The 22,302-nt window shown below is 71.8% G+C and carries 17 protein-coding genes and 1 pseudogene; 9 read left to right on the plus strand and 9 right to left on the minus strand.

Annotated features, from left to right (window positions below; all coding sequences use genetic code 11):
- Positions 1 to 97: 97 nt before the first annotated feature.
- Entirely contained in the window at positions 98 to 925 is an 828-nt protein-coding gene (locus A949_RS0101395) for an alpha/beta fold hydrolase (RefSeq protein WP_019354217.1), read from the minus strand.
- A gap of 70 nt (positions 926 to 995) precedes the next feature.
- On the opposite strand from A949_RS0101395, the gene A949_RS0101400 reads away from it, so the two are divergent.
- The gene (locus A949_RS0101400) at positions 996 to 1,946 is read left to right on the plus strand and encodes a GlxA family transcriptional regulator (protein WP_078565302.1); all 951 of its coding nucleotides are present in this window, start codon (positions 996 to 998) and stop codon (positions 1,944 to 1,946) included.
- Positions 1,947 to 2,043: 97 nt separating this feature from the next.
- On the opposite strand, the gene A949_RS0101405 is transcribed toward A949_RS0101400, so the two are convergent.
- From A949_RS0101405 to A949_RS0101425, 5 genes are read right to left on the minus strand one after another with little or no spacing between them, the layout of a single operon-like run.
- Positions 2,044 to 3,354: a DUF58 domain-containing protein gene (locus A949_RS0101405; protein WP_019354219.1), complete on the minus strand. Its 1,311-nt coding sequence runs from the start codon at positions 3,352 to 3,354 to the stop codon at positions 2,044 to 2,046.
- 17 nt (positions 3,355 to 3,371) lie between these two features.
- The gene (locus A949_RS0101410; RefSeq protein WP_019354220.1) at positions 3,372 to 4,337 is read right to left on the minus strand and encodes an AAA family ATPase; all 966 of its coding nucleotides are present in this window, start codon (positions 4,335 to 4,337) and stop codon (positions 3,372 to 3,374) included.
- Positions 4,334 to 5,587, minus strand: a complete 1,254-nt coding sequence (locus A949_RS0101415; protein WP_019354221.1) for a DUF4350 domain-containing protein — start codon at positions 5,585 to 5,587, stop codon at positions 4,334 to 4,336. Before A949_RS0101415 ends, A949_RS0101410 begins: the two co-directional genes overlap by 4 nt.
- Positions 5,584 to 6,321, minus strand: a complete 738-nt coding sequence (locus A949_RS0101420) for a DUF4129 domain-containing protein (protein ID WP_019354222.1) — start codon at positions 6,319 to 6,321, stop codon at positions 5,584 to 5,586. Before A949_RS0101420 ends, A949_RS0101415 begins: the two co-directional genes overlap by 4 nt.
- A gap of 4 nt (positions 6,322 to 6,325) precedes the next feature.
- The gene (locus tag A949_RS0101425; protein ID WP_019354223.1) at positions 6,326 to 7,672 is read right to left on the minus strand and encodes a glycerophosphoryl diester phosphodiesterase membrane domain-containing protein; all 1,347 of its coding nucleotides are present in this window, start codon (positions 7,670 to 7,672) and stop codon (positions 6,326 to 6,328) included.
- Between the two features lie 128 nt (positions 7,673 to 7,800).
- Between A949_RS0101425 and mtnA the strand changes: the two genes are divergently transcribed.
- The 7 genes and pseudogenes from mtnA (at position 7,801) to A949_RS0101460 (ending at position 16,280) form a co-directional block, all read left to right on the plus strand.
- Complete coding sequence (mtnA, locus tag A949_RS0101430; protein WP_026004241.1) at positions 7,801 to 8,934, plus strand: S-methyl-5-thioribose-1-phosphate isomerase; 1,134 nt, start codon at positions 7,801 to 7,803, stop codon at positions 8,932 to 8,934.
- Entirely contained in the window at positions 8,931 to 9,608 is a 678-nt protein-coding gene (mtrA, locus tag A949_RS0101435; protein WP_019354225.1) for a two-component system response regulator MtrA, read from the plus strand. The genes mtnA and mtrA overlap by 4 nt, the downstream gene beginning before the upstream one ends.
- Positions 9,609 to 9,610: 2 nt before the next feature.
- Positions 9,611 to 11,524: an MtrAB system histidine kinase MtrB gene (gene mtrB / locus A949_RS0101440; protein WP_019354226.1), complete on the plus strand. Its 1,914-nt coding sequence runs from the start codon at positions 9,611 to 9,613 to the stop codon at positions 11,522 to 11,524.
- Positions 11,521 to 13,386 (plus strand): annotated as a pseudogene (locus A949_RS0101445) (LpqB family beta-propeller domain-containing protein); the annotation flags it as partial. The gene mtrB and the pseudogene A949_RS0101445, both read left to right, overlap by 4 nt.
- 348 nt (positions 13,387 to 13,734) lie before the next feature.
- Positions 13,735 to 14,313: a ComF family protein gene (locus A949_RS0101450; RefSeq protein ID WP_337462896.1), complete on the plus strand. Its 579-nt coding sequence runs from the start codon at positions 13,735 to 13,737 to the stop codon at positions 14,311 to 14,313.
- 302 nt (positions 14,314 to 14,615) lie between these two features.
- On the plus strand, positions 14,616 to 15,317 hold the full coding sequence (gene hpf / locus A949_RS0101455) for a ribosome hibernation-promoting factor, HPF/YfiA family (protein WP_019354229.1): 702 nt from the start codon (positions 14,616 to 14,618) through the stop codon (positions 15,315 to 15,317).
- A gap of 210 nt (positions 15,318 to 15,527) precedes the next feature.
- On the plus strand, positions 15,528 to 16,280 hold the full coding sequence (locus tag A949_RS0101460; RefSeq protein ID WP_019354230.1) for a response regulator: 753 nt from the start codon (positions 15,528 to 15,530) through the stop codon (positions 16,278 to 16,280).
- A gap of 97 nt (positions 16,281 to 16,377) precedes the next feature.
- Here A949_RS0101460 and A949_RS0101465 read toward each other — a convergent pair whose 3' ends face one another.
- Positions 16,378 to 17,592, minus strand: coding sequence for a winged helix-turn-helix domain-containing protein (locus A949_RS0101465; protein ID WP_019354231.1), 1,215 nt, complete (start codon positions 17,590 to 17,592; stop codon positions 16,378 to 16,380).
- Positions 17,593 to 17,707: 115 nt separating this feature from the next.
- Complete coding sequence (locus A949_RS0101470) at positions 17,708 to 18,355, minus strand: GNAT family N-acetyltransferase (RefSeq protein ID WP_019354232.1); 648 nt, start codon at positions 18,353 to 18,355, stop codon at positions 17,708 to 17,710.
- Positions 18,356 to 18,551: 196 nt separating this feature from the next.
- Between A949_RS0101470 and secA the strand changes: the two genes are divergently transcribed.
- On the plus strand, positions 18,552 to 21,398 hold the full coding sequence (gene secA / locus A949_RS0101475) for a preprotein translocase subunit SecA (RefSeq protein ID WP_019354233.1): 2,847 nt from the start codon (positions 18,552 to 18,554) through the stop codon (positions 21,396 to 21,398).
- Positions 21,399 to 21,811: 413 nt separating this feature from the next.
- On the opposite strand, the gene A949_RS38790 is transcribed toward secA, so the two are convergent.
- The gene (locus A949_RS38790; protein ID WP_019354234.1) at positions 21,812 to 22,291 is read right to left on the minus strand and encodes an Rv3235 family protein; all 480 of its coding nucleotides are present in this window, start codon (positions 22,289 to 22,291) and stop codon (positions 21,812 to 21,814) included.
- Positions 22,292 to 22,302 lie beyond the last annotated feature (11 nt).

Raw genomic sequence — 22,302 nt, forward strand, 5'->3', positions numbered from 1 at the left:
GACCGATTCGCTTCCGGACTTCGGTCTCCCTCGGCCGGCGGACTGACGAGAACTCGGGACGACCGAATGGCGATCCCCATGACGAGTCCGAAGATTCTTACGGTGTGAAGAAATCGGCGAGCGCGCGGCCGATTTGGTCGGGGGCGTTCTCCGTGGGGATGTGATCCGCATTCGGGATGCGGATGAGCGTGGTACGGGGCATCTCTGCGGCGAACCGTTCGGCGTATTCCACCCTCTCGTGGAGGTCATCTTCCCCCCAGATCAACAACTTGGGGGTGGTGGACCGCTGCAACGCTGGAACGAGGTCAAGGGTGTAGCGGTTGTCGGCTGCGCCTGCCAGGGCCGTCCAGGAACTGCGCACCCGCTCTTCGGTCCACGGATCCGCGTAGTCCGCTGTCAACGACTCAGTGGCGATGCCGGCGAGCACCCTCGAAATCGCCTGCCGGCGGGCGGCCAGCACGCCCTCGCCCGTGTCTCCGTCCTGGAATCGGGCCACGTGGGGCGCGGGCCAGGAGTCGTAGAGGACCGAGTTGACCAAGGCGAACCGGGACACCTCGAGCAGGTTGTGGGCAAGAAGGTGCTGGGCGATGGCGCCGCCGATGTCGTGTCCTGCCAGGGCGATGGGACCGGAGAGGCCCAGTGCGGAGACGAATCGCGTCACCCAGTCGGCGAGGGCCGGGACGGTGGCCGTTTCGGGACTGAGCCGGCCTCCTGAGCGTCCCAGTCCGGGGAGGTCGACCGCGAGGGGCCGTAGCCCCGCCTCGGCGAGGTGGCCGAGTACGGGGAGCCAGACACGGCTCCAGTACGTTCCGTGCAGCATCAGCACGGGCGGGGCGTCCTGCCGTCCTGCGGTCAGATAGCTGGCCATCTCGCCGTCGACCTGGACCGCGGTCCTCAGCGGTGTCGCTTCGGTGGTTTCGCTCATGGGACCACTGTGTCCTGCGCGGATCATCCGGCCGAGAGTCCAGAAAGACACCAGGAAGTACTATCCTGTCATGTGCCCTCATCGGGTGGTGGCCCTGGTCAATCCGCCTCAGTCGCCCTTCGAACTCTCCTGCCCCGGCGAGGTCTTCGGCACCGCCCCACTGGACGGGCCGCCCCGCTACAGCTTCGGGGTCTGCGCCGAGAACCCCGGCCCACTGCCGACCACCGCCGGCTATGCGATGGTCGTCGACGCCGGGCTGGAGGCCCTGGAGCATGCGGATACCGTGATCGTTCCCGGCTGGCAGCCGCCCGGTGCGCCCGCACCACCAGCAGTCACCACCGCATTGCGGGCTGCCCACCGCCGCGGGGCGCGGATCGTCGCCATCTGCACGGGAGCCTTCGTCCTCGCCCAGGCCGGACTGCTCGACGGCCGTCGCGCCACCACCCATTGGCGCCACACCACCCAACTCGCCGCCGCCTTCCCCCAGGTGCACCTCGAGCAGGACGTGCTCTTCGTGGACCACGGCGACGTGGCCACCAGTGCGGGAACCGGCGCAGGTATCGACCTGTGCCTGCACCTGGTCCGCTGCGACCACGGCGCTGCATACGCCGCCCGGATCGCCAGGAACATGGTCCTGCCGCCGCACCGCGAGGGCAGCCAACTCCAGTACGCCGTACAGCCTGCACCGGCCAAGGCGGACGAGTCATTGGCACCCCTGCTGGAGTGGGCCACTTCCCGGCTCGACACCCGACTGACCCTCGACCGGCTCGCCGAACGCGCCGGGCTCTCCAGCCGGACCCTCGCCCGGCGGTTCACCGAGCAGCTCGGCACCAGCCCAGGGCAGTGGCTGCTCGATCAGCGTATCGACGCGGCACGCGTCCTGCTGGAACAGACCGACCTGCCGGTCGAAGCCGTCGCCGCCCGCGTCGGACTCGCCTCGGCGGTCAACCTGCGCCGCCGCTTCCGGGCGCATCTCGGCACCACTCCCGGCGCCTACCGACGCACCTTCAGCCAGATCTGAGGGCGAGGCCGGGCGTCTGGTCCGCCGGTGCGGGCGGCACCCAACCACCCTGCTGCCGCGCGGAATCGACCGGAGTCGACAGGGTCCCGTCCAGTGTTCACAGCCGTCCCGCCGCTTTGAGCGAGAGGTAGGCGTCGGTCAGTGCGGAGGCGAGACGGGACGGAGGCTCGTCCACGACCGTCACGCCGTGCCGGCGCAGACGCTCGGCCGTCTCGTGCCGTTCAGCCCGTGACTGCGCTGCCGCCGCCGCGCCGTACACCGCTTCGAGAGTGCCCCGTCCGCTCGCCATCTCCTCGATGCGGGGATCGGATACCGAGGCGACAAGAACGGTGTGCCGTCGGGTGAGGAGCGGCAGAGCAGGCAGCAGACCCTCGTCGACCGGTGCTCGGTCGAGTCCGGTCAGGAGGACCAGGAGCGATCCGCTGGGCGTCGTACGGAGGGCTCTTGCCGCCAGAGCCCGCAGGTCGGATTCCGTGAGAGCGGGCTCGAGAGGAGCCATGGCCGCCACGAGTGCGGGCAGAGTGCCGGTACCGGCCCGGCCCGTGACGCTCGTCCTGGTGACACGGTCATGGGCGAGCAGGTCGATGCGGTCGCCGGCGCGGACGGCCGAGGCGGCCAGCAGGAGTGCTGCGTCCATGGCCACGTCGAGGCGGGGAACGTCGCCGACGCGGCCTGCCGAGGTACGGCCCGTGTCGAGGACGAGCAGGATCCGCCGGTCCCGCTCCGGCCGCCAGGTCCGGACGGCCACATCCGCCCGGCGCGCCGTGGCACGCCAGTCGATGGAACGGGTGTCGTCTCCGGGCGAGTAGTCCCGCAGGCTGTCGAACTCGGTCCCCTCGCCGCTGGTCAGGATGCTGGTGCGGCCGTCGAGTTCGCGGAGGCGGGCCAGTTTGCCCGGCAGGAGTCTTCGGCTGGGGAAGGCGGGAAGGACGCGGACGGTCCAGGGGACCTCGTGATGACCTTGGCGGGCGGCGAGCCCGAGAGGGCCGTACGAACGGACCGTGACACGTACCGCTTCGCGGTCTCCGCGGCGGGTGGGCTGCAGCCGGGTGGTGACACGGCGCCGCTCTCCCGGGGGTACGCGGAGCGGATGGCGGCTCGCGGGCTCGGAGAGGTCCGGCGGCCAACTGCTGGGCGGCCAGGCGTCGCGGAGATGCGCGTGCAAGGTGCGACTACCGGGATTCGTGACGACGAGAGAGACGAGTGCCTGTTCGCCGAGTCGAACTGAGGTGTCACCGCTTCGGGTGAACAGGAGTCGGCGCACTGGCGCCGCCAGGAGCAGATCGGCCACGATGGCAGTCAGCAGGAGGAGTTCGACGGCGAGGACCCCGGTCCAACTGGGCAGCAGGAAGCCCACGACGAGCGTGGCCAGGGTGGCCGCGAGGGCCGTTCTGCCGGTGAGGGCCATGGTGGGAACCGGAATTCTCAGCGGGGAACTGGAGTGTGAGTGAGAACGGAGTGCAGCACGCTGTCAGGGGTGACGCCTTCCATCTCGGCCTCCGGCCGTAGCCGGACGCGGTGTCGGAGCGCGGGCGGGGCGAACGCCTTGACGTCGTCCGGCGTGACGTAGTCGCGGCCGGTGAGCCAGGCCCAGGCGCGGGCGGCGGAGAGCAGAGCGGTAGCGCCTCGGGGGGAGACCCCGAGGGAGAGCGAGGGGGAATCGCGGGTGGCACGGCAGATATCGACGACGTAGCCGGTGACGTCTGAGGACACCGTGGTCCGGGCGACGGCTGCGCGCGCGGCTTCGATCTCGGCGGGGCCCGCGACGGGGCGTACGCCCATGGCGGCCAGGTCCCGGGGGTCGAAGCCCTCGGCGTGCCGGGTGAGCACATCGAGTTCGGTCTCCCGCGAGGGAAGTGGGATGTTCAGTTTGAGCAGGAAGCGGTCGAGCTGTGCTTCGGGCAGGGGATAGGTCCCCTCGTACTCGACGGGGTTCTGGGTTGCGGCTACCAGGAAAGGCTCGGGAAGCGGGCGAGGCCTGCCGTCGACAGAGACCTGGTGTTCTTCCATCGCCTCCAGCAGGGATGCCTGCGTCTTGGGCGGAGTGCGGTTGATCTCGTCGGCGAGCAGCAGATTGGTGAACACCGGGCCCGGCTGGAAGGAGAACGTGGCCGCGCGCGAGTCGTAGATCAGTGAACCGGTGACATCGCCCGGCATCAGGTCCGGGGTGAACTGCACCCGCTTGGTGTCGAGTTCGAGTGCGGTGGCCAGTGTGCGGACGAGCAGCGTCTTGGCGACGCCCGGCACGCCCTCGAGCAGTACGTGCCCTCGGCACAGCAGGGCGATGACGAGTCCGGTGACTGCGGCGTCCTGTCCTACGACGGCCTTGGAGATCTCCTCACGGAGGGCTTCGAGGGCGCTGCGGGCGCTTTCTGCGGAGGGGGTGCTCACGGGGTGATGTCCTTGTCTGTCCTTCGACGGTGCTGCTGGGAGCCGGAGGGGGCGAAGAGTTCTTCAAGGCGGTCGAGTTCGTCCGCGAGGTGGAGCAGCGCGGTGTCGTTCGCAGGAGCGGAGCCGAAGAGGAGGGAGCGGATCCTGGCCTCGTCGTATGCCGGTTCATCCGGTGCGGGTGATGCTCGGTGGACTACTCGGGCGGCCAGGGCAGGGACGAGGACCTCGCGGTCGTGGGCCTGCGGGCGAGGCACCCCGGCCAGCAGGGCGAGCCGGCCGCGGCAGGCGGTCCGGAGGGTGTCGGCCGCGTGGCCGCGGTCCTCGGCTTTCCGGTAGAGGCGGGATCTTCCCTCAGTCGTCTCGGCCGCGGGTACGGCGACGGGGAGCTGTTCGGTGGCGAGTGGGCCCAGCCGTCGTGCCCTCCACAGGGCGGCGAGGAGGGCCGCGACGGCGAGCTGTACGGCCGCCCAGGACCAGCCGCCGGGCAGCAGGTCGAAGAAGCTGCGCTCCTGGTCGTCGGAGGGGGCTGCACCGCTGTCGGAGGGGAGGTACCAGAGGAGCTGTGCATGCGGTCCGAGGAGTTGGAGGGCCAGGGAAGCGTTGCCGTGGTGGTCGAGGTGTTCGTTGCGGAGGGGGTCGGTCGTGCCCAGGAGGACGGTGTCGCCGTGGGAGGGCGAGTGGAGGCGCAGCAGGGTGGCGCGGCCGTTCCGCGGATAGCAGCTCTCGGCGGGTCGGGCGGTGCTGCTGTAGCGGCGTCCGCCGAGATCCGCACCGCCGGCGCGGCGGGCCGCGGGCAGGTCGCAGTCCGGACGTGTCGGCTGGACGGGCCGGGCGGCGAAGGTGCGGACGCCGGGGGTGAGAGCGGAGGTCGTTCTCGTATCCGGTGCCAGCAGGACGGTGCGGCCGGAGTCCTCGGCCGCCTTGCGGACGGCGGTGCGCTGGCGCTCGGTGAGGGAGTCGGGGAAGGGGACCAGGAGTGTGGTGTCGGGGCCGGATTCTCGGCGCAGAGCTGCGGCGTCGGTGAGGACCGTGGTGTGCACGCCCCGGTGGGTGAGGAGACGGGCGAGGGCTTTGCTGCCGTCGGGGGAGGCCGAGCGGGGGTCCAGTGGGGCGGTGTGCTCCGCGGAGCGGAGTGCGGCGAGGGCCACCCCGGCGGCGGCGAGGAGCGCGGCGGCGAGCAGGAGCCCGCGGGCCCGCTGCCATATGTGACGTGCGAGGGGCGAGGTGGATGTGGGGGCCGTGGTGGTCACACGGCCCACCCGTGGGATGCCGGGGCTGCGGAGGTGCGGCTTGCGGGCGGGGCGGGGGTGGTGCGGAGGAGGGCGTCGTCCAGGTCGCGGAGGAGTGCGTAGTCGGCGGGGTCGGCCGGCCGGCCGGCGTAGCTGACCTCGTCGAAGATGCGGGCAGCGGCGCGCAGCCGATCGGCGAGCTGGGGGAGATCGACGGCGGCCTCGCCGGTGGCTTCGTCGGCTGTGCGGCCCGGGCGGGGGTCGAGCAGTGCGCGCTCCTCCAGGGAGCGGACCAGCGCGCGCATCCGCTCCTGGACGGCCGGGGTCCAGCGGTCGGCCCGGGCGTGTGATGCGGCGGCCGTGCGGTGGTCGGCCGCGCTGCGGAGCCGGTCGGGGAACAGGGCCGCGGAGCCCGTGGTGCGCTTTGCGCGGAGGGAGCCGAGACGGAGACGGAGAGCGAGGAGGAGCAGGACGAGGACGAGAGCCAGGACCGTGAGGCCCACCGACCCGCCCGGGGCGCCTTCGGCGGCGATGCGGAGCAGGTCGCCGAGGCGGTCCCACAACCAGTCGAGGGCGCGCTGCAGCAGGGAGGGGTCGTGCTGGTGGTACTCGGACCGGGACAGTTCCCGCTCGGCGTCCTCGCGGGCCGGCAGCCGGGGGGTGGTGACAGGGCCGCCGCCCTCGGCGGCATGGGCCGTCTGGTGGAGAGTGGCGGCACAGCAGCGGGAGAGCGCGTCGGTGTGTCCCCCCGGCACGGTGTCAGCTTCCCGCGGCGGGAGGCTCGGTGTCCTGGGTCTCGAAGCCGGGGACACCCGCCGCGCGGGCCAGTTCGAGGTCGAGAGCCTCACGGCGGATGCGTTGGTCGAGGTAGAGGAGGGCGGTGATGCCTGCGCTGAGGGGCAGGGCCACGGTCGAGGCCAGCACGGAGCCGATGCCGTTGATGACGAGGGAGGTCCAGGTCGTCGCGGCCGCGGGGTCGGTGAGGGTGTCGCCGCCGCTGACGAGTGCGGAGACGGCGGTGGCCGGCAGCGAGACGACGAAGGAGACGGCGGTGATCAGGACCAGGGTGAGCAGCTGAATGCCCAGGATGCGCCACCAGCTTCCCGTCACCAGTTTGGCCGAGCGCCGCATGGCGTCGAACAGTCCCTGCTTCTCCAGCATCAGCGCGGGCGGTGCGAGGCAGAACCGGACCCAGACCCAGGCCGCGGCGGCGATTCCGCCGAGCAGCCCGAGGAACAGCAGGAGGAGCGCCGGTCCGACGGGGCCCGCGAGCGCGACGAGGATCCCGGGGAGCAGGCAGCCGAAGAGGACGAGGCAGACCAGGAGGGGAAGGAGGAGGAGCAGGCCGAGCAGGCGGGGGAGCTGGGGGCGTGCGTCGCGCCAGGCCTCACCGGGAGTGACCTGGCGGCCGAGGACCGCACGGCTGACGACCACGGTGAGCATCGCGGTGGCGATCACGGTGCCGAGCATGCCGACGACCCAGGTCACGCTCAGAGTGCTGAGCGTGTCGGTGAGGGCGTTGTTCAGTTCCTCGAGGCTGGGTTCGTCGTTCTTGGTCAGCGCCTCGAACGCGGTGGAGTCGCCGAGCCAGAGGCGCATGGTGAGGACCGAGACGAGCTCGGTGAGGACGGCGACGACGAGGGCGATCCCCAGTGCGGTGCGCCAGTGGGCGCGCATGGCGCTGACGGAGCCGTCCAGGATCTCGCCGATGCCCAGGGGGCGGAGCGGGACGACGCCGGGCTTCGCGGCCTGCGGCGGGTGTGCCCAGGCGGTGGGCGGGCCGTTGTGGTGCCAGCCCTGGGCGGGGCCGGGACCCGCTGTCCGTCCTCGGGGGCCGCCGGGGTGCTGCCGCGGGATCTGTCCCCGGCCGCTGCGCCGGCCGCGGCTGTCGTCCTGGTCGCCCCAGTTCCATCCCCGGGGGGCGGCCGGTGGCTGGTCGGCGGCCCAGTTGCGGGGGCGGTCGTCCCTCGCGGGCCGCGGTGCCTCGGGTGCGGCGCGCTCCGTGTCGTCGCCCGTCGGCTCCCCGGTGTGCTGTCCGGGCGTGCCGGAAGGGCGGGGGTCGGGCGAAGCGGATCCGGGCGAAGCCCGGTCCGGGGAGTCGTTCACGTGAGGTCACCTCGTGCAATCCCGGGCCTGGTGGGCTGCCCATCGTGCCACGGGGTGGTGCGGGTGCGGCCAGTCGGGAGCCTGCGACGCCCTTCAAGGGGCCCGCGCCGAGCGGGCAGACTGGACGGATGGCTGACGCGTGTGTGCCCGTGATCCGTTACGAGGAGTCACCGGAGGGGCCCGCTGTGGTCCTTCTCGACCAGACCCGGCTGCCGGTGGAGGAGGCGGAGCTGGTGTGCGCGGATGTGCCCGCGCTGGTGGCCGCCATCCGGTCGCTGGCGGTGCGGGGCGCGCCGGTTCTGGGTATCGCCGGTGGTTACGGGGTCGCCTTGGCCGCGGCGCTGGGTTCCGACGTGGTGGAGGCCGCGGAGCAGCTGGCGCATGCCCGGCCGACGGCGGTGAATCTCGCCTACGGGGCGCGGCGGGTGAAGGCCGCGTACCGGGAGGCTGCCGGTGGCGGTGCGGCGCACGCGGCTGCCCGGGCGCTGGCTGCGGCGCGGGCGCTGCACCGGGAGGACGCAGAGGCGAGCGAGCGGATGGCCGGGCACGGGAGGGAGCTGCTGGCGGGTCTGGTGCCCGATGGCGGACTGCGGATTCTGACACACTGCAACACCGGGAGGCTGGTGTCCGGTGGTGAGGGCACGGCACTGGCCGTGGTGAAGGCCGTGCACCGGGCCGGTGGGCTGCGGCGGCTGTGGGTGGGGGAGACGCGTCCGCTGCTGCAGGGGTCGAGGCTGACGGCGTACGAGGCGGCCGAGGCGGGGATGGCCTACAGCGTGCTGGCGGACGGTGCCGCCGGGTCGCTGTTCGCGGCCGGTGAGGTGGATGCGGTGCTCGTGGGTGCCGACCGGATCGCGGCGGACGGTTCGGTGGCCAACAAGGTCGGCACGTATCCGCTGGCGGTGCTGGCGAGTCACCATGGGGTGCCGTTCGTGGTGGTGGCTCCGGTGACCACGATCGATCCGGAGACGGAGCGGGGCAGCGGTATCGAGGTGGAGCAGCGGGCGGCGCACGAGGTGACGGTGGGGCCCGGAGCCGGGCCGGGACGGGGTCCGGCGGGTGCTGGAGGGGGCCCGGCGCTGGCTCCGGTGGGGGCGCACGCCTACAATCCGGCGTTCGATGTGACGCCGTCCGCCCTGGTCACGGCAGTGGTCACGGATGAGGGGACAGCCTCTCCCGTGACGGCCGCCGGCATTGTGGAACTGTGTTCCACATCACGAAAGCGAGCGTCACGATTGGCTAATGGGATGATGAAGACATGAAGGGACGCGTCCTTGTCGTCGATGACGACACCGCACTGGCAGAAATGCTCGGCATTGTGCTGCGCGGAGAAGGTTTTGAACCGTCGTTCGTCGCGGACGGCGACAAGGCGCTCGCCGCCTTTCGGGAGACCAAGCCGGATCTGGTGCTCCTCGACTTGATGCTGCCGGGGAGGGACGGTATCGAGGTGTGCCGTCTGATCCGGGCGGAATCCGGGGTACCGGTGGTCATGCTCACGGCCAAGAGCGACACGGTCGACGTGGTGGTCGGGCTCGAGTCGGGGGCCGACGACTACATCGTCAAGCCGTTCAAGCCCAAGGAGCTGGTGGCGCGGATCAGGGCACGGCTGCGGCGCTCGGAGGAGCCCGCGCCTGAGCAGTTGGCCATCGGCGACCTGGTGATCGACGTGGCCGGGCACTCGGTCAAGCGGGAGGGCCGGTCCATAGCCCTGACCCCGCTCGAGTTCGATCTCCTGGTGGCCCTGGCGCGGAAGCCGTGGCAGGTCTTCACCCGGGAGGTGCTGCTGGAGCAGGTGTGGGGCTACCGGCACGCTGCGGACACCAGGCTGGTCAATGTGCACGTGCAGCGGCTGCGCTCGAAGGTCGAGAAGGACCCGGAGCGGCCGGAGATCGTCGTGACCGTGCGGGGTGTGGGCTACAAGGCCGGGCCGGGCTGAGCATGGTCCGGAACACCGCGCCGAACCGCACCGGTGGGGGGCGGGGAACAGGCCGCAAGTCCGACGTGTCCAAGTTCGGACGCCTGTGGAGGAGCGGGGTCCTGTTCTCCGACGGTCTGCTCCCCGAGGGGGCGACCGGTCCCGGTGCGCGCCCCATGGTGCGGTTCTTCGTGCGGTGGGTGCGCAGGCCGCTGCTGCCGGTGATGCGGCTGTGGCGGCGGAACATCCAGCTTCGGGTGGTCGTGGCGACGCTGCTGCTCTCACTCGGAGTCGTGCTGCTCCTGGGGCTCGTCGTCATCGGGCAGGTGCGCAACGGCTTGCTGGAGGCCAAGGAGCAGACCGCGCAGAGCCAGGCGTCCGGCGGTTTCGCCGCCGCCGAGCGGATGGCCGACAGCGCCGGCAGCGGCCCCAGCGGCGGTGAGGACAGCATCCGCGGCAGCAGGGGTGCGCAGAACTCCGGCACCTGGTTGACCAACCTGGTCGAACAGCTCGCCAGCAGCGGCCAGGGCGTCTATTCGGTGGTGGCACTCGGTTCCGACACCAGCGAGGCGCCCTTTCTCGGCAACAGCAGCCTCACCACGCGCGGCCCCCGCGCGGGCGGCGACATCCGTCCGGAGAGCATCCCCGCAGACCTGCGCAAGGCTCTCGACGACGAGCCCGGTCCGCACCGCCGGTACGCCCGGGTCTACCGGCAGGACTCGAGCCGCGAACCGGCGCTGATCGTCGGCAAGCGCCTCAACGACGCGCGCGGCAACCCCTTCCAGCTCTACTACGTCTTCCCCTTCACCCAGGAGGAGGAGTCGCTGAGCCTGGTCAAGGGGACGCTGGCGACGGCCGGGGTGTTCGTCGTGGTGCTGCTGGGCGCGATCGCGTGGCTGGTCGTGCGGCAGGTGGTGACGCCCGTACGGATGGCGGCCGGGATCTCCGAGCGGCTGGCGGCCGGGCGGCTCCAGGAGCGGATGAAGGTCACCGGCGAGGACGACATCGCCCGGCTGGGGGAGTCGTTCAACAAGATGGCGCAGAACCTCCAGCTCAAGATCCAGCAGTTGGAGGAGCTGTCCCGGATGCAGCGCCGTTTCGTCTCGGATGTCTCGCACGAGCTGCGGACGCCCCTGACGACGGTGCGGATGGCGGCCGATGTGATCCACGAGGCGCGTGAGGACTTCGATCCGGTGACCGCCCGCTCGGCTGAGCTGCTGCTCGGGCAGCTCGACCGGTTCGAGTCACTGCTGGCGGACCTGCTGGAGATCAGCCGGTTCGACGCGGGCGCCGCCAACCTCGAGCCGAGCGCCGTCGATCTGCGGGACGTGGTCCACCGGGTGGTGGAGGGCAGCGAGCCGCTCGCCGAGCGCAAGGGCAGCAGGATCCTGGTGAAGGGTGACGAGCAGCCCGTGGTCGCCGAGATGGACGGCCGCAGGATCGAGCGGGTGCTGCGCAACCTGGTCGACAACGCGGTGGAGCACGGCGAGGGCCGGGATGTGGTGGTGCGGCTGGCTACCGGGGGCGGTGCCGTGGCCGTGGCCGTGCGGGACTACGGCGTCGGCCTCAAGGAGGGCGAGGCCGAGCGCGTCTTCAACCGCTTCTGGCGGGCCGACCCGGCCCGGGCCCGCACCACGGGTGGTACCGGACTGGGGCTGTCCATCGCACTGGAGGACGCCCGGCTGCACGGTGGATGGCTGCGCGCCTGGGGCGCGCCGGGCGACGGATCGCAGTTCCTGCTGGTCCTGCCCTGCACGGCCGGGGAGCCGCTGCGCGGCTCTCCGCTGCGGCTGGAGCCGGAGGACTCGCGCCGGAAGCGGGAGCGGGCCAGGGAGCGGGAGCGGCAGGCGGTCGCGGCGGGGACCGCGTCGGCCCCGGCCGCCGACGGGTCGCGGAACGACGAGCGGGCAGGGCACTCCGGAGAGGAGCGGGGATGAGTACGGCCGAGGAGCCTGCACGGCGGCGTGGAACCGCCGCGCGGCGGCGGCGTGCGCTGATCGTGCTCGCCTCGTGCGGGGCGCTGCTGGCCGGGTGCGCGTCGATGCCGGACGGGGGCAAGGTCAAGCACGTCAGCTCCTCGCACCGCAGCGGAACCGACTCCCAGGTGCGGGTCTACAGCGTCAGTCCGCAGAAGGGCGAGGCGCCGACCCAGATAGTCCGGGGCTTTCTGGAGGCGACGACCAGCGACGAGGCCACATTCCGCACCGCGCGCGAGTACATGACCCCCGGCATGGCCCGCAGATGGGACCCGTTCGCGTCGACGACGGTGCTCTCGGACGCGCCGGGTGCGGTGAAGGCGCCGCCGGAGAGCACGGCTGTCAAGGGCGGCTACTCGGTGGAGGTCTCGGGTGACCGGATGGCCGAGGTGGACGGCAAGCACGCCTACTCGCCCTCCGAGGGAAAGTACCGCGAGGTCTTCCGGCTGACCGAGGTCAAGGGGGAGTGGCGCATCGACGAGATGCCGGACGGCCTCGTGCTCGGCGAGTCCGACTTCCAGCGCATCTACCGCCCCATCAACACCTACTACTACGCGCAGCTCGGGCCGGATGCGGATTCGATCACTGACGGACAGAACGTGCTCGTCGCCGATCCGGTCTATCTTCGGCGACGCATCGACCCGGTCACCGAGACGGTCTCCGCGCTTCTGCAGGGGCCGTCCGGCTGGATCGACCCCGTCGTCGGCTCCTCCTTCCCGCGCGGCAGCCGCCTGGCGCGCGGACAGCACCTCTCGCTCGACGACTCGGGTGTCCTGCGGCTGCGGCTCAACGCCCGCGCCGCCGAGGCCGGCGGCAGGAGATGCGCGCGGATGGCGGCGCAGGTGCTGTACTCCGTGCAGGACCAGGCGTCGGCGAAGGTCGGCAAGGTGGAACTGGCCGGTCCCAAGGACCGCTTGCTCTGTTCCCGGACCCGGGAGCAGGTGGCCGCCTTCCAGCCGGGCCGCCTCAACGGCAGCGCCAAGCGGGCGTACTTCATCGACGGCAAGCACCGCGTCGCGTCCTTCAAGAGCAAGAGCGCGTCGGCGCGGCCGGTCGAAGGCCCGCTGGGCAGCGGGCAGGTGGAGATGGGCGCGGTCGCGGTCAACCGGATCGAGAGCGAGGGCGCTGCCGTCTCGCGCGGCCGGCGCGCCCTCTACGTCGCCTCCCTGGAGGGCAGCAGCGCCACCACCGCGCTCGGCGATCCGGTGCTCACCAGCGCGGCGGAGAAGGAGAAGGACCGGCTGACGGCACCGAGCTGGGACGGACTGGGCGACCTGTGGGTCGCCGACCGGGACCCGGACGCTCCCCGGCTGCTGCGGCTGCGCAGCGGCAAGGAGCAGCCCGACGAGGTGAGAGTCCCGGACCTGGGCGAGGACGAGCGCATCGAGTCGCTGCGGATCGCCTCCGACGGGGTGCGGATCCTGCTGCGGGTGCGGGACGGCGAGGGCCATGCCTCGCTGCAGCTCGGCCGGGTGGTACGCGGGGGGACGGCGGAGAACTCCCGGGTGACGGTCGAGCAGCTGCGTCCGGTCGCCCCCCAGCTGGTGGACGTCTCGGCGGCCTCGTGGGCGGGCGGCAGCCGCCTCGTGGTGGTGGGGCGCGAGCAGGGGAGCGTGCAGCAACTGCAGTACATGGAGACCGACGGCTCGGTCTCCGACCAGCCGACGCTCCCGGGGATCACCGACGTGACGGGGGTCGCCGCCTCCGAGGACGAGAGCAAGCCGCTGCTCGCCGATTCCGAGGACGGCATCGTGCGGCTGCCGCCCGACGCGAACTGGCGGATGCTCACCGAGCACGGCTCGGCCCCCGCCTACCCGGGCTGAGCCTGCCCGGCGTGCCGCTCCGCAGCCCGGGCCGGCTCCGGCGCCCCGGACGCCTCCCGACCGCGGTGTCGCGGCGCGTGGGCGCTGCCGCCCGGGGCCGGCCCGCGGGCCTTCCGGGAGTTTTCCACAGGGGTGGTGGCGCCGGATCCCCGGTGCCAGAGTGGGGGCATGTCGAGGACCTTGCTGGGACTTCGGCGGGAACTCGCAGGTCTGGTGCTGCCCGTGGGGTGCGCCGGATGCGGTCGCCCGCGTACGCGGGACCGCTTGTGCGAAGAGTGCAGCAGCGTGCTGAATGGCGCGGTGCCGCGGCGGGTCCGTCCCTCGCGCGTGCCGTCCGGACTGCCGCAGGTGTATGGAGCCCTCACCTACACCGACGAGGCCCGAGCCGCGCTGCTCGCTCACAAGGAGCGCGGTGCCCTGGGGCTGGCCGCGCCACTGGGAGCGGTGCTCGCACGTGCCGTCGCACGCGCCTCGCGTGCGGCGGGCACCTCTGTGCCGGCCGCACCCGTGCCGGGCGGGCCGTCCGTCGCGGCAGGCCGCCCGTCGGCCCGGTGCCCTGTCCCGGCCCTGCTCGTTCCGGTGCCCTCCATGCGGCGGGCGGTCGCGGGGCGGGGACACGACCCGGTGCGGCGCATGGCGCGGGAGGCCGCGGCGGTGCTGAGAGGGGAGGGCATGGCCGCGCAGGTGCTGCCGGTGCTGTGCCTGCGCCGGAGGGTGGCCGACCAGGCGGGGCTGGGCGCAGCGGAGCGGACCGCGAATCTTGCCGGAGCTCTGGAGATGGTGCCAGGCGGCGTACGGCTGCTCGGCGGGGGCCGGGTCGTGCTGGTGGACGACGTGATGACGACGGGCGCGACGCTCGCGGAGGCGTCGCGGGCGCTGGGCGGGGTGGCCTCGGCCGCGGTGCTCGCGGTGCGCTCGGTCGAGTGATCAAGAAGAACGGAAAGTTGCCTGGCGTGACGCGATGGAACTATCAGATCGCGGACGTCGTTGCAGGTGGTACCAGGGTTCACTCCCCTGATCGGAGGTACGTGCCGGTAGGGGGTGCCGAGCCTCCCCCAGTGGAGGTACGTTCGGATTGAGTGGCGATCTCTCCTCCGGGGGAGAAGGAGGTGAAACTCGCAAGCCGACTCGAGCCGGAGAGCCAAACGGCGGGAGGGCCGAGCCTCCGGCGTCAGTGCACCAAGGATGGTCGCACCGAATTGTGGGACCGTCCGGGAACGGAGTTCTGCGTGGACATCGTCGTCAAGGGTCGCAAGACAGAGGTGCCCGACCGGTTCCGCAAGCACGTGGCCGAAAAGCTGGAGAAGGTTCAGAAGCTCGACGGCAAGGTGATCAACCTTGAGGTCGAGGTGGCCAAGGAGCACAACCCCCGGCAGGCCGACCGTTCCGACAGGGTTGAGATCACCCTGCGTACGCGTGGACCGGTCATTCGTGCGGAGGCAGCAGCCTCCGACCCGTACGCGGCGCTCGACCTGGCCTCCAGCAAGCTGGAAGCCCGGCTGCGCAAGCAGGCCGACAAGCGTCGCGTCCACCGCGGCGGCAGCCGCGCACCGATGAGTGTGGCGGCGGCGACCGCCCACCTCGCGTCGGAACTCAACGGAGAACTGGACGCCGCCGCCGGATCGGTGGCCGTGGCATCGGAGGCCGACGGCCAGCCCGTGGTCACCAAGATGGGACCGTTGGAGGTCCGCGGCGAAGGACCGCTCATCGTCCGCGAGAAGACGCACGCGGCAGCGCCGATGACGCTGGACCAGGCGCTCTACGAGATGGAGTTGGTGGGCCACGACTTCTATCTGTTCGTCGACTCCGAGACCAAGCAGCCCAGTGTCGTCTACCGGCGGCACGGCTATGACTACGGCGTGATTCATCTGGAGCCGGACCCGTTCGTACAGGAGCCGCCGCCCGGAGCGGGCGGGGCGTTGGGCGGCTGACACCGTCCGGCGCCGGTCAGGTGCGGTCCACCGGCGATCCGCCGGGCACGGCCCGGCACCCGCTCTGCGCCCCACCGGCTTGATGTTCGCGCCCCCGGCCGGATCTCGGGACCCGGCCGGGGGCGTCGGCATGAGTAACATCAAGGCCCGGGCCAATCTCCGTTGGCCGTAGCGGGGTTGGTGGGAGATCAGGGTGCAGGGGGAGGAACGATGGTGGACAGCTTCGGGCCCGTGATGCCCGTGCCCGACGCACACCCGGGCCCGGTGGCGGAGGAGGAGCCCTACGAGCGGGAGCGGCGCAAGGAGCCGATCCGGGTGCTGGTCGTCGACGACCACGCGCTGTTCCGGCGGGGGTTGGAGATCGTGCTGGCCCAGGAGGAGGACATCCAGGTCGTCGGAGAGGCCGGGGACGGGGCCGAGGCGGTGGACAAGGCGGCGGATCTGCTGCCCGACATCGTGCTGATGGATGTGCGGATGCCGAAGCGGGGCGGGATCGAGGCGTGCACCTCCATCAAGGAGGTCGCACCGAGCGCGAAGATCATCATGCTGACGATCAGCGACGAGGAGGCCGACCTCTACGACGCCATCAAGGCGGGTGCGACCGGATATCTGCTCAAGGAGATCTCCACGGACGAGGTCTCCACGGCGATCCGGGCCGTGGCCGACGGCCAGTCGCAGATCAGTCCCTCGATGGCGGCGAAGCTCCTCACCGAGTTCAAATCCATGATCCAGCGCACCGACGAGAGCAAACTGGTGCCCGCGCCCAAGCTCACCGACCGGGAGCTGGAGGTGCTCAAGCTGGTGGCCACCGGGATGAACAACCGGGACATCGCCAAGGAGCTGTTCATCAGCGAGAACACCGTGAAGAACCACGTCCGCAACATCCTGGAGAAGCTTCAGCTGCACTCCCGGATGGAGGCCGTGGTCTACGCGATGCGGGAGAAGATCCTCGAAATCCGCTGACGCGCGGGCAGCGACCGCCGGGGGCGGACCGGGAACACCGCGAACGAGCGGCGGGCCGCCGCCCGCGGGCCGAGAGCCGCCGGGCTGCGGGCGGGGCTCACCCGCCCAGCGCGTCGAGGGCGCTGCGGAGCCGGGGCCGCAGCTCCTCGGGGGCGCAGCGCTCCACCCGCACCGCGTCGCAGCCCACCCATGCGGCGGCTTCGCACAGCGCCTGCGCCATCGGCTCCACGGCTTTCGTGCTCTCCAGGGAGAGCTGGCGGGCGACCAGCGTGGTGCCCTCCCGGGCCGGGTCCACCCGGCCCACGAGCCGGCCGCCCGCCAGCAGCGGCATCGCGAAGTAGCCGTGCACCCGCTTCGGCTTGGGCACATATGCCTCCAGCCGGTGCTGGAAGCCGAAGACGCGTTCCGTGCGGGGGCGGTCCCAGACCAGTGAGTCGAACGGGGAGAGCAGCGTCGTACGGTGCCGGCCGCGCGGCGCGGACTCCAGGGCCGCCGGGTCGGCCCAGCCGGGCTTGGGCCAGCCCTGCACCCGGACCGGCACCAGCCCGGTGTCCGGCAGCACCGACTCCACCTGTTCGGCCTTGAGGCGGTGGTAGTCGGCCAGATCGGCCCGGGTGGCGACGCCCAGCGCCGAGCCCGCCTGGGCGACGAGCCGCCGCAGGCATGCCCGGTCGTCCAGGTCGTCGTGGAACAGGGCACCGGGGATCGCGCGCTCCGCGAGGTCGTAGACGCGCTTCCAGCCGCGCCGCTCGGTGACCACGACCTCCCCGATGTCCAGCAGCCACTCGACCGCGATCTTGCTCTCGGACCAGTCCCACCACTCGCCGCCGTTCCGGCCGCCGCCCAGGTCCGCCGTGGTCAGCGGCCCCTCCGCACGGAGCCGGTCGCGCACGGCGGCGCACGAGCCCTCCCGGTCCTTCATCCGGTGCCAGCGGTGGCCGCGGTCGCGGAAGGCACGGCGGCGGAAGGCGAAGTGCGGCCACTCCTCGATCGGCAGCACGCACGCGGCGTGCGACCAGTACTCGAAGCTGTGTGCTCCGGACCAGTAGGCCGACTCCACGGCCCGCCGTCCCACAGCACCCAGCCGGGCGTAGGGCACCAGCTCGTGCGAACGGGCCAGGACCGAGATCGTGTCCAGCTGGACCGCGCCCAGGTGCCGCAGCACTCCGCGCGCTCCTGCCCTGCGGTCCGGGGCTCCCAGCAGACCCTGCGCACGCAGTGCGATCCGCCGGGCCTCGGCGGCGGAGAGGGAGGCCTGCGGCGCGTGGGCGCCGCCGGCCGGGACAGCGGTGGCAGGCAGACCGGTCGTCATGCGGCACACCCTAGGCGGGACCACTGACACCCCCCGCGCCCAGCCGTCGGCCCCGAGCGGGCGGCGGGTGGCGGGTGGCGGGGCCGTCGGAGTCACGCGGACTGTTCCGCGGGAGCTATCCGCGCGGCGGCGAGGGCAGGTAGGGGGTCGGCTGCGGGTGGCCCAGGTCCGAGGGGAGCAGGGCGGCGACGCGGGCGTCACGGCGTGTTCCCCTGTGCACGATGCGTGCCCGCGCGATGCCCTCCTCCACGAAGCCGAGCCGTTGCGCCACGGCGCGTGACCCGGTGTTCTCCACCTGGGCCAGCCACTCCAGCCGTTCCACTCCCAGCGCGGAGAACGCCCAGTCCGCCACGGCACGCGCGGCCTCCGCCGTGTAGCCCTTGCGCCGGTGGCCGCGCGCTGTCCAGAAGCCCAGTTCGGCTTGGCGTTCGGCGGTGCGCAGGGAGAGCCGGACCAGTCCCATGGAGCCCACCAGTTCGCCGCCGGGGCCGCCGCCGTCCGCACCGCCGTCGCCGCCCTTGTCCGCGCCGTCGCCCGGGGCGCCGCGGGTGAAGACGCCGAAGTTGTACATCGTGTCCTCCCGCCAGCCGTTCGCGCTCACACCGCGGACGAACTCCTCGGCGTCCTTGAGCGTGTACGGTTCGGGCACCGGGACGAAGCGCTGGATGTCCGGATCGTCGCAGGCCGCGGCGAGCGCCGCCTCGTCCCGTTCCTCGAAGGGACGCAGCAGCAGCCGCTCGGTGCGCAGTGTGATCGGTTCCATGGACCGATTGTGCCGCCGGGGTCGGCGGCACCTTCGGGGGCTCCGGCACGTTGGGGGTACAGGGGCAGTCGTCCCTCGCATACGATGGCCGGTGCGGTACAGGCCCTCGGCAAGGAGAGGACCTCGGTGATCCGCACCGATATCCGCACTGACCGTGCAGACCGTGCCAGGCCCGACCGGCAAGGAGCCACCTTAAGTGTCCGTCTTCGGCAAGCTCATGCGTGCAGGTGAAGGGAAGATCCTGCGCAAGCTGGACCGCGTCGCGCGGCAGGTGAATTCCATCGAAGAGGACTTCGTCGACCTGTCCGACGCCGAGCTGCGCGCGCTCACGGACGAGTACAAGGAGCGGTACGCCGAGGGCGAGAGTCTGGACGACCTGATGCCGGAGGCGTTCGCGACCGTCCGCGAGGCCGCCAAGCGCGTGCTGGGCGAGCGGCACTACGACGTCCAGCTGATGGGCGGCGCCGCGCTGCACCTCGGCTATGTGGCCGAGATGAAGACCGGTGAGGGCAAGACGCTGGTCGGTACGCTGCCCGCGTATCTGAACGGGCTGTCGGGCGACGGCGTGCACATCGTCACGGTCAACGACTACCTGGCGCAGCGCGACTCCGAGTGGATGGGGCGGGTGCACCGCTTCCTCGGGCTGCAGGTCGGCTGCATCGTCGCCAACATGTCCCCCGCCGAGCGCCGCGAGCAGTACGCCTGCGACATCACCTACGGCACCAACAACGAGTTCGGGTTCGACTACCTGCGCGACAACATGGCGTGGTCGAAGGACGAACTGGTGCAGCGGGGCCACAACTTCGCCATCGTCGACGAGGTCGACTCGATCCTCGTCGACGAGGCCCGTACGCCGCTGATCATCTCCGGCCCCGCGGACCAGGCCACGAAGTGGTACAGCGACTTCGCGAAGCTGGTCAAGCGGCTGGAGAAGGGCGAGCCGGGCGACCCGCGCACCCAGAAGCCGGAGACCGGCGACTACGAGGTAGACGAGAAGAAGCGCACGGTCGGCATCCACGAGTCCGGCGTCGCCAAGGTCGAGGACTGGCTGGGCATCGACAACCTCTACGAGTCGGTCAACACCCCGCTGGTCGGATACCTCAACAACGCGATCAAGGCCAAGGAGCTCTACAAGAACGACAAGGACTACGTCGTCATGGACGGCGAAGTCATGATCGTCGACGAGCACACCGGCCGTATCCTCGCCGGACGCCGCTACAACGAGGGCATGCACCAGGCGATCGAGGCCAAGGAGGGGGTGGACATCAAGGACGAGAACCAGACGCTCGCCACGATCACCCTCCAGAACTTCTTCCGCCTCTACAACACCCTTTCGGGTATGACCGGTACGGCCATGACCGAGGCCGCCGAGTTCCACCAGATCTACAAGCTCGGCGTGGTCCCCATCCCGACCAACCGCCCGCTGGCCCGGTTGGACCAGGCCGACCTGATCTACCGCACCGAGGTCGCCAAGTTCGACGCGGTCGTGGACGACATCGCGGACAAGCACGAGTCGGGGCAGCCGATCCTGGTCGGCACCACCTCGGTCGAGAAGTCCGAGTACCTCTCCAAGCAGCTCACCAAGCGCGGCGTCGCGCACCAGGTGCTCAACGCGAAGAACCACGAGCGTGAGGCGCTGATCGTCGCGGAGGCGGGCCGCAAGGGCGCGGTCACGGTCGCCACCAACATGGCCGGCCGCGGTACCGACATCAAGCTCGGCGGCAACGCCGAGGGCATGGCGGAGAACGAGCTGCGCGAGCGCGGGCTGGACCCGAACGAGCACCCGGAGGAGTGGGCGGCGGCCCTGCCGACCGCGCTGGACAAGGCCGAGAAGTCGGTCAAGGCGGCCGTGGACGAGGTCAAGGAGCTGGGCGGCCTCTACGTGCTGGGTACCGAGCGCCACGAGTCGCGCCGGATCGACAACCAGCTGCGCGGCCGCTCCGGCCGGCAGGGCGACCCGGGCGAGTCCCGCTTCTACCTGTCGCTCGGCGACGACCTGATGCGGCTGTTCAAGGCGCAGATGGTGGAGCGCGTGATGGCCATGGCCAACGTTCCCGACGACGTCCCGATCGAGAACAAGATGGTGACCCGCGCCATCGCCTCCGCGCAGTCCCAGGTCGAGCAGCAGAACTTCGAGATCCGCAAGAACGTCCTCAAGTACGACGAGGTGCTCAACCGGCAGCGCGAGGTCATCTACGGCGAGCGCCGCCGGGTCCTGGAGGGCGAGGACCTGCACGAGCAGGTGCGGCACTTCATGGACGACACGATCGAGGCGTACGTCCAGGCCGAGACCGTCGAGGGCTTCGCCGAGGAGTGGGACCTGGAGCGGCTGTGGAGCGCCTTCAAGCAGCTGTACCCGGTGCAGGTGAGCATCGAGGAGCTGGAGGAGGCCGCGGGTGACCGCGAGGGTCTGACCGCCGACTTCATCATCGAGGCGATCAAGGACGACGTCCGCGAGCAGTACGACGCGCGTGAGCAGGAGCTGGGCTCCGAGATCATGCGTGAGCTGGAGCGGCGCGTGGTGCTCTCGGTGCTCGACCGCAAGTGGCGCGAGCACCTCTACGAGATGGACTACCTCCAGGAGGGCATCGGCCTGCGTGCGATGGCCCAGAAGGACCCGCTGGTCGAGTACCAGCGGGAGGGCTACGACATGTTCCAGGCCATGATGGACGGCATCAAGGAGGAGTCCGTCGGCTATCTGTTCAACCTGGAGGTCCAGGTCGAGCAGCAGGTCGAGGAGGTGCCGGTCGAGGACGAGGCACCGGCGCCGTCCCTGGAGAAGGAGGGGGCGCGCGACACCGTGCCGGCCGGTGCGGGTGCGGGGCCGGCCCCCGCGATCCACGCCAAGGGGCTGGACCAGCCGCAGCGTCCCGACCGTCTGCACTTCTCGGCGCCGACCGCCGAGGGCGGCGTGGTCGAGCGCGATCTGGACACCAGCGAGACGGCGGACGAGGACGGCGGCGGTCCGGTCCGCTCGTCGGCCGACGGCCTCACCCGCGCCGAGCGCCGCAAGGCCCAGAAGGGGCGCAAGAAGCGGAAGTAGCGCGCCGCCCGCGCCGCCCGCCGTCGGGCGGCCGTCCGGGGGCGTTCCGCATCTCTACACGGCTGAGGGGCCGGGCACCGGGTGCCCGGCCCCTCAGCCGTGTCCGGGCGGCCGCTCGCCCCGTGCTCCCGGTCGTTCCGGGGCCGCTCAGGACCGGGTTCCCGGCCTCGGCTGCCGGTTCCCGGCCGTGCGGCGTCCGGCTTCCCGGCGTGCCGGGCTTCTCGACCGGTCCGGGTCCTCCGGCGGGGTCCGGCTGCTCGGCGCCCCCGGACCCCGTCGGGGGCCGGGCCTCTTCGGGGGCCGCTCCCCGACGGGCTCGGTTCCGCACGGCGGTGCTCGGCCTTCCGCTGCGGGCCCGACTGCGCCTGTGCCGTGCCCGGCCCTCGGGGAGCCCGCCGCGCGGCCGGGCGCGGTCAGCCATCGGCCGGGATGTCGAGTTCGACGGCGGTGCAGCGCCAGCGGTTGTCCGGGCACCATTCCAGGCGGAACGCGAGGGCGCGCTGGTGGGCGCCGGTGGCGACCCGCGCGAAGGCCTCGATGACACCGGCCCGCGGCTGGGTGCCGCGGGCCTCCAGCACCTCGGGTGCCGTGCGGTCCGCGCCCCGCGGGCGCAGCGGTGCCGAGGGGGCCAGGGCGGTCAGCCGGTCGTAGGCGGGTCCTCGGACGTGGGCCAGCAGGGTGTGGACGGGGCACTGGCCGCTCAGCACCAGCAGCAGCCGGTGGGCGAACCAGAACGGGGGCCGGCCCTGGCGGGCGCGGTGGGCCGCGGCCCGGAGCGCGGAGTCGGCGGGGCGGCGGCTGTCGCGCCGGGCCGGCGGCCGGGTGGGTGCCGGGCGCGGGCCGCGCCTGCGGGGCTGACGTCCGGATACCGGGTAGGAGACGGGCGTCGTCATGGGCTCCCTCG

The organism is Streptomyces sp. AA1529 (assembly GCF_000280905.1).
Classification (GTDB): Bacteria; Actinomycetota; Actinomycetes; order Streptomycetales; family Streptomycetaceae; genus Streptomyces.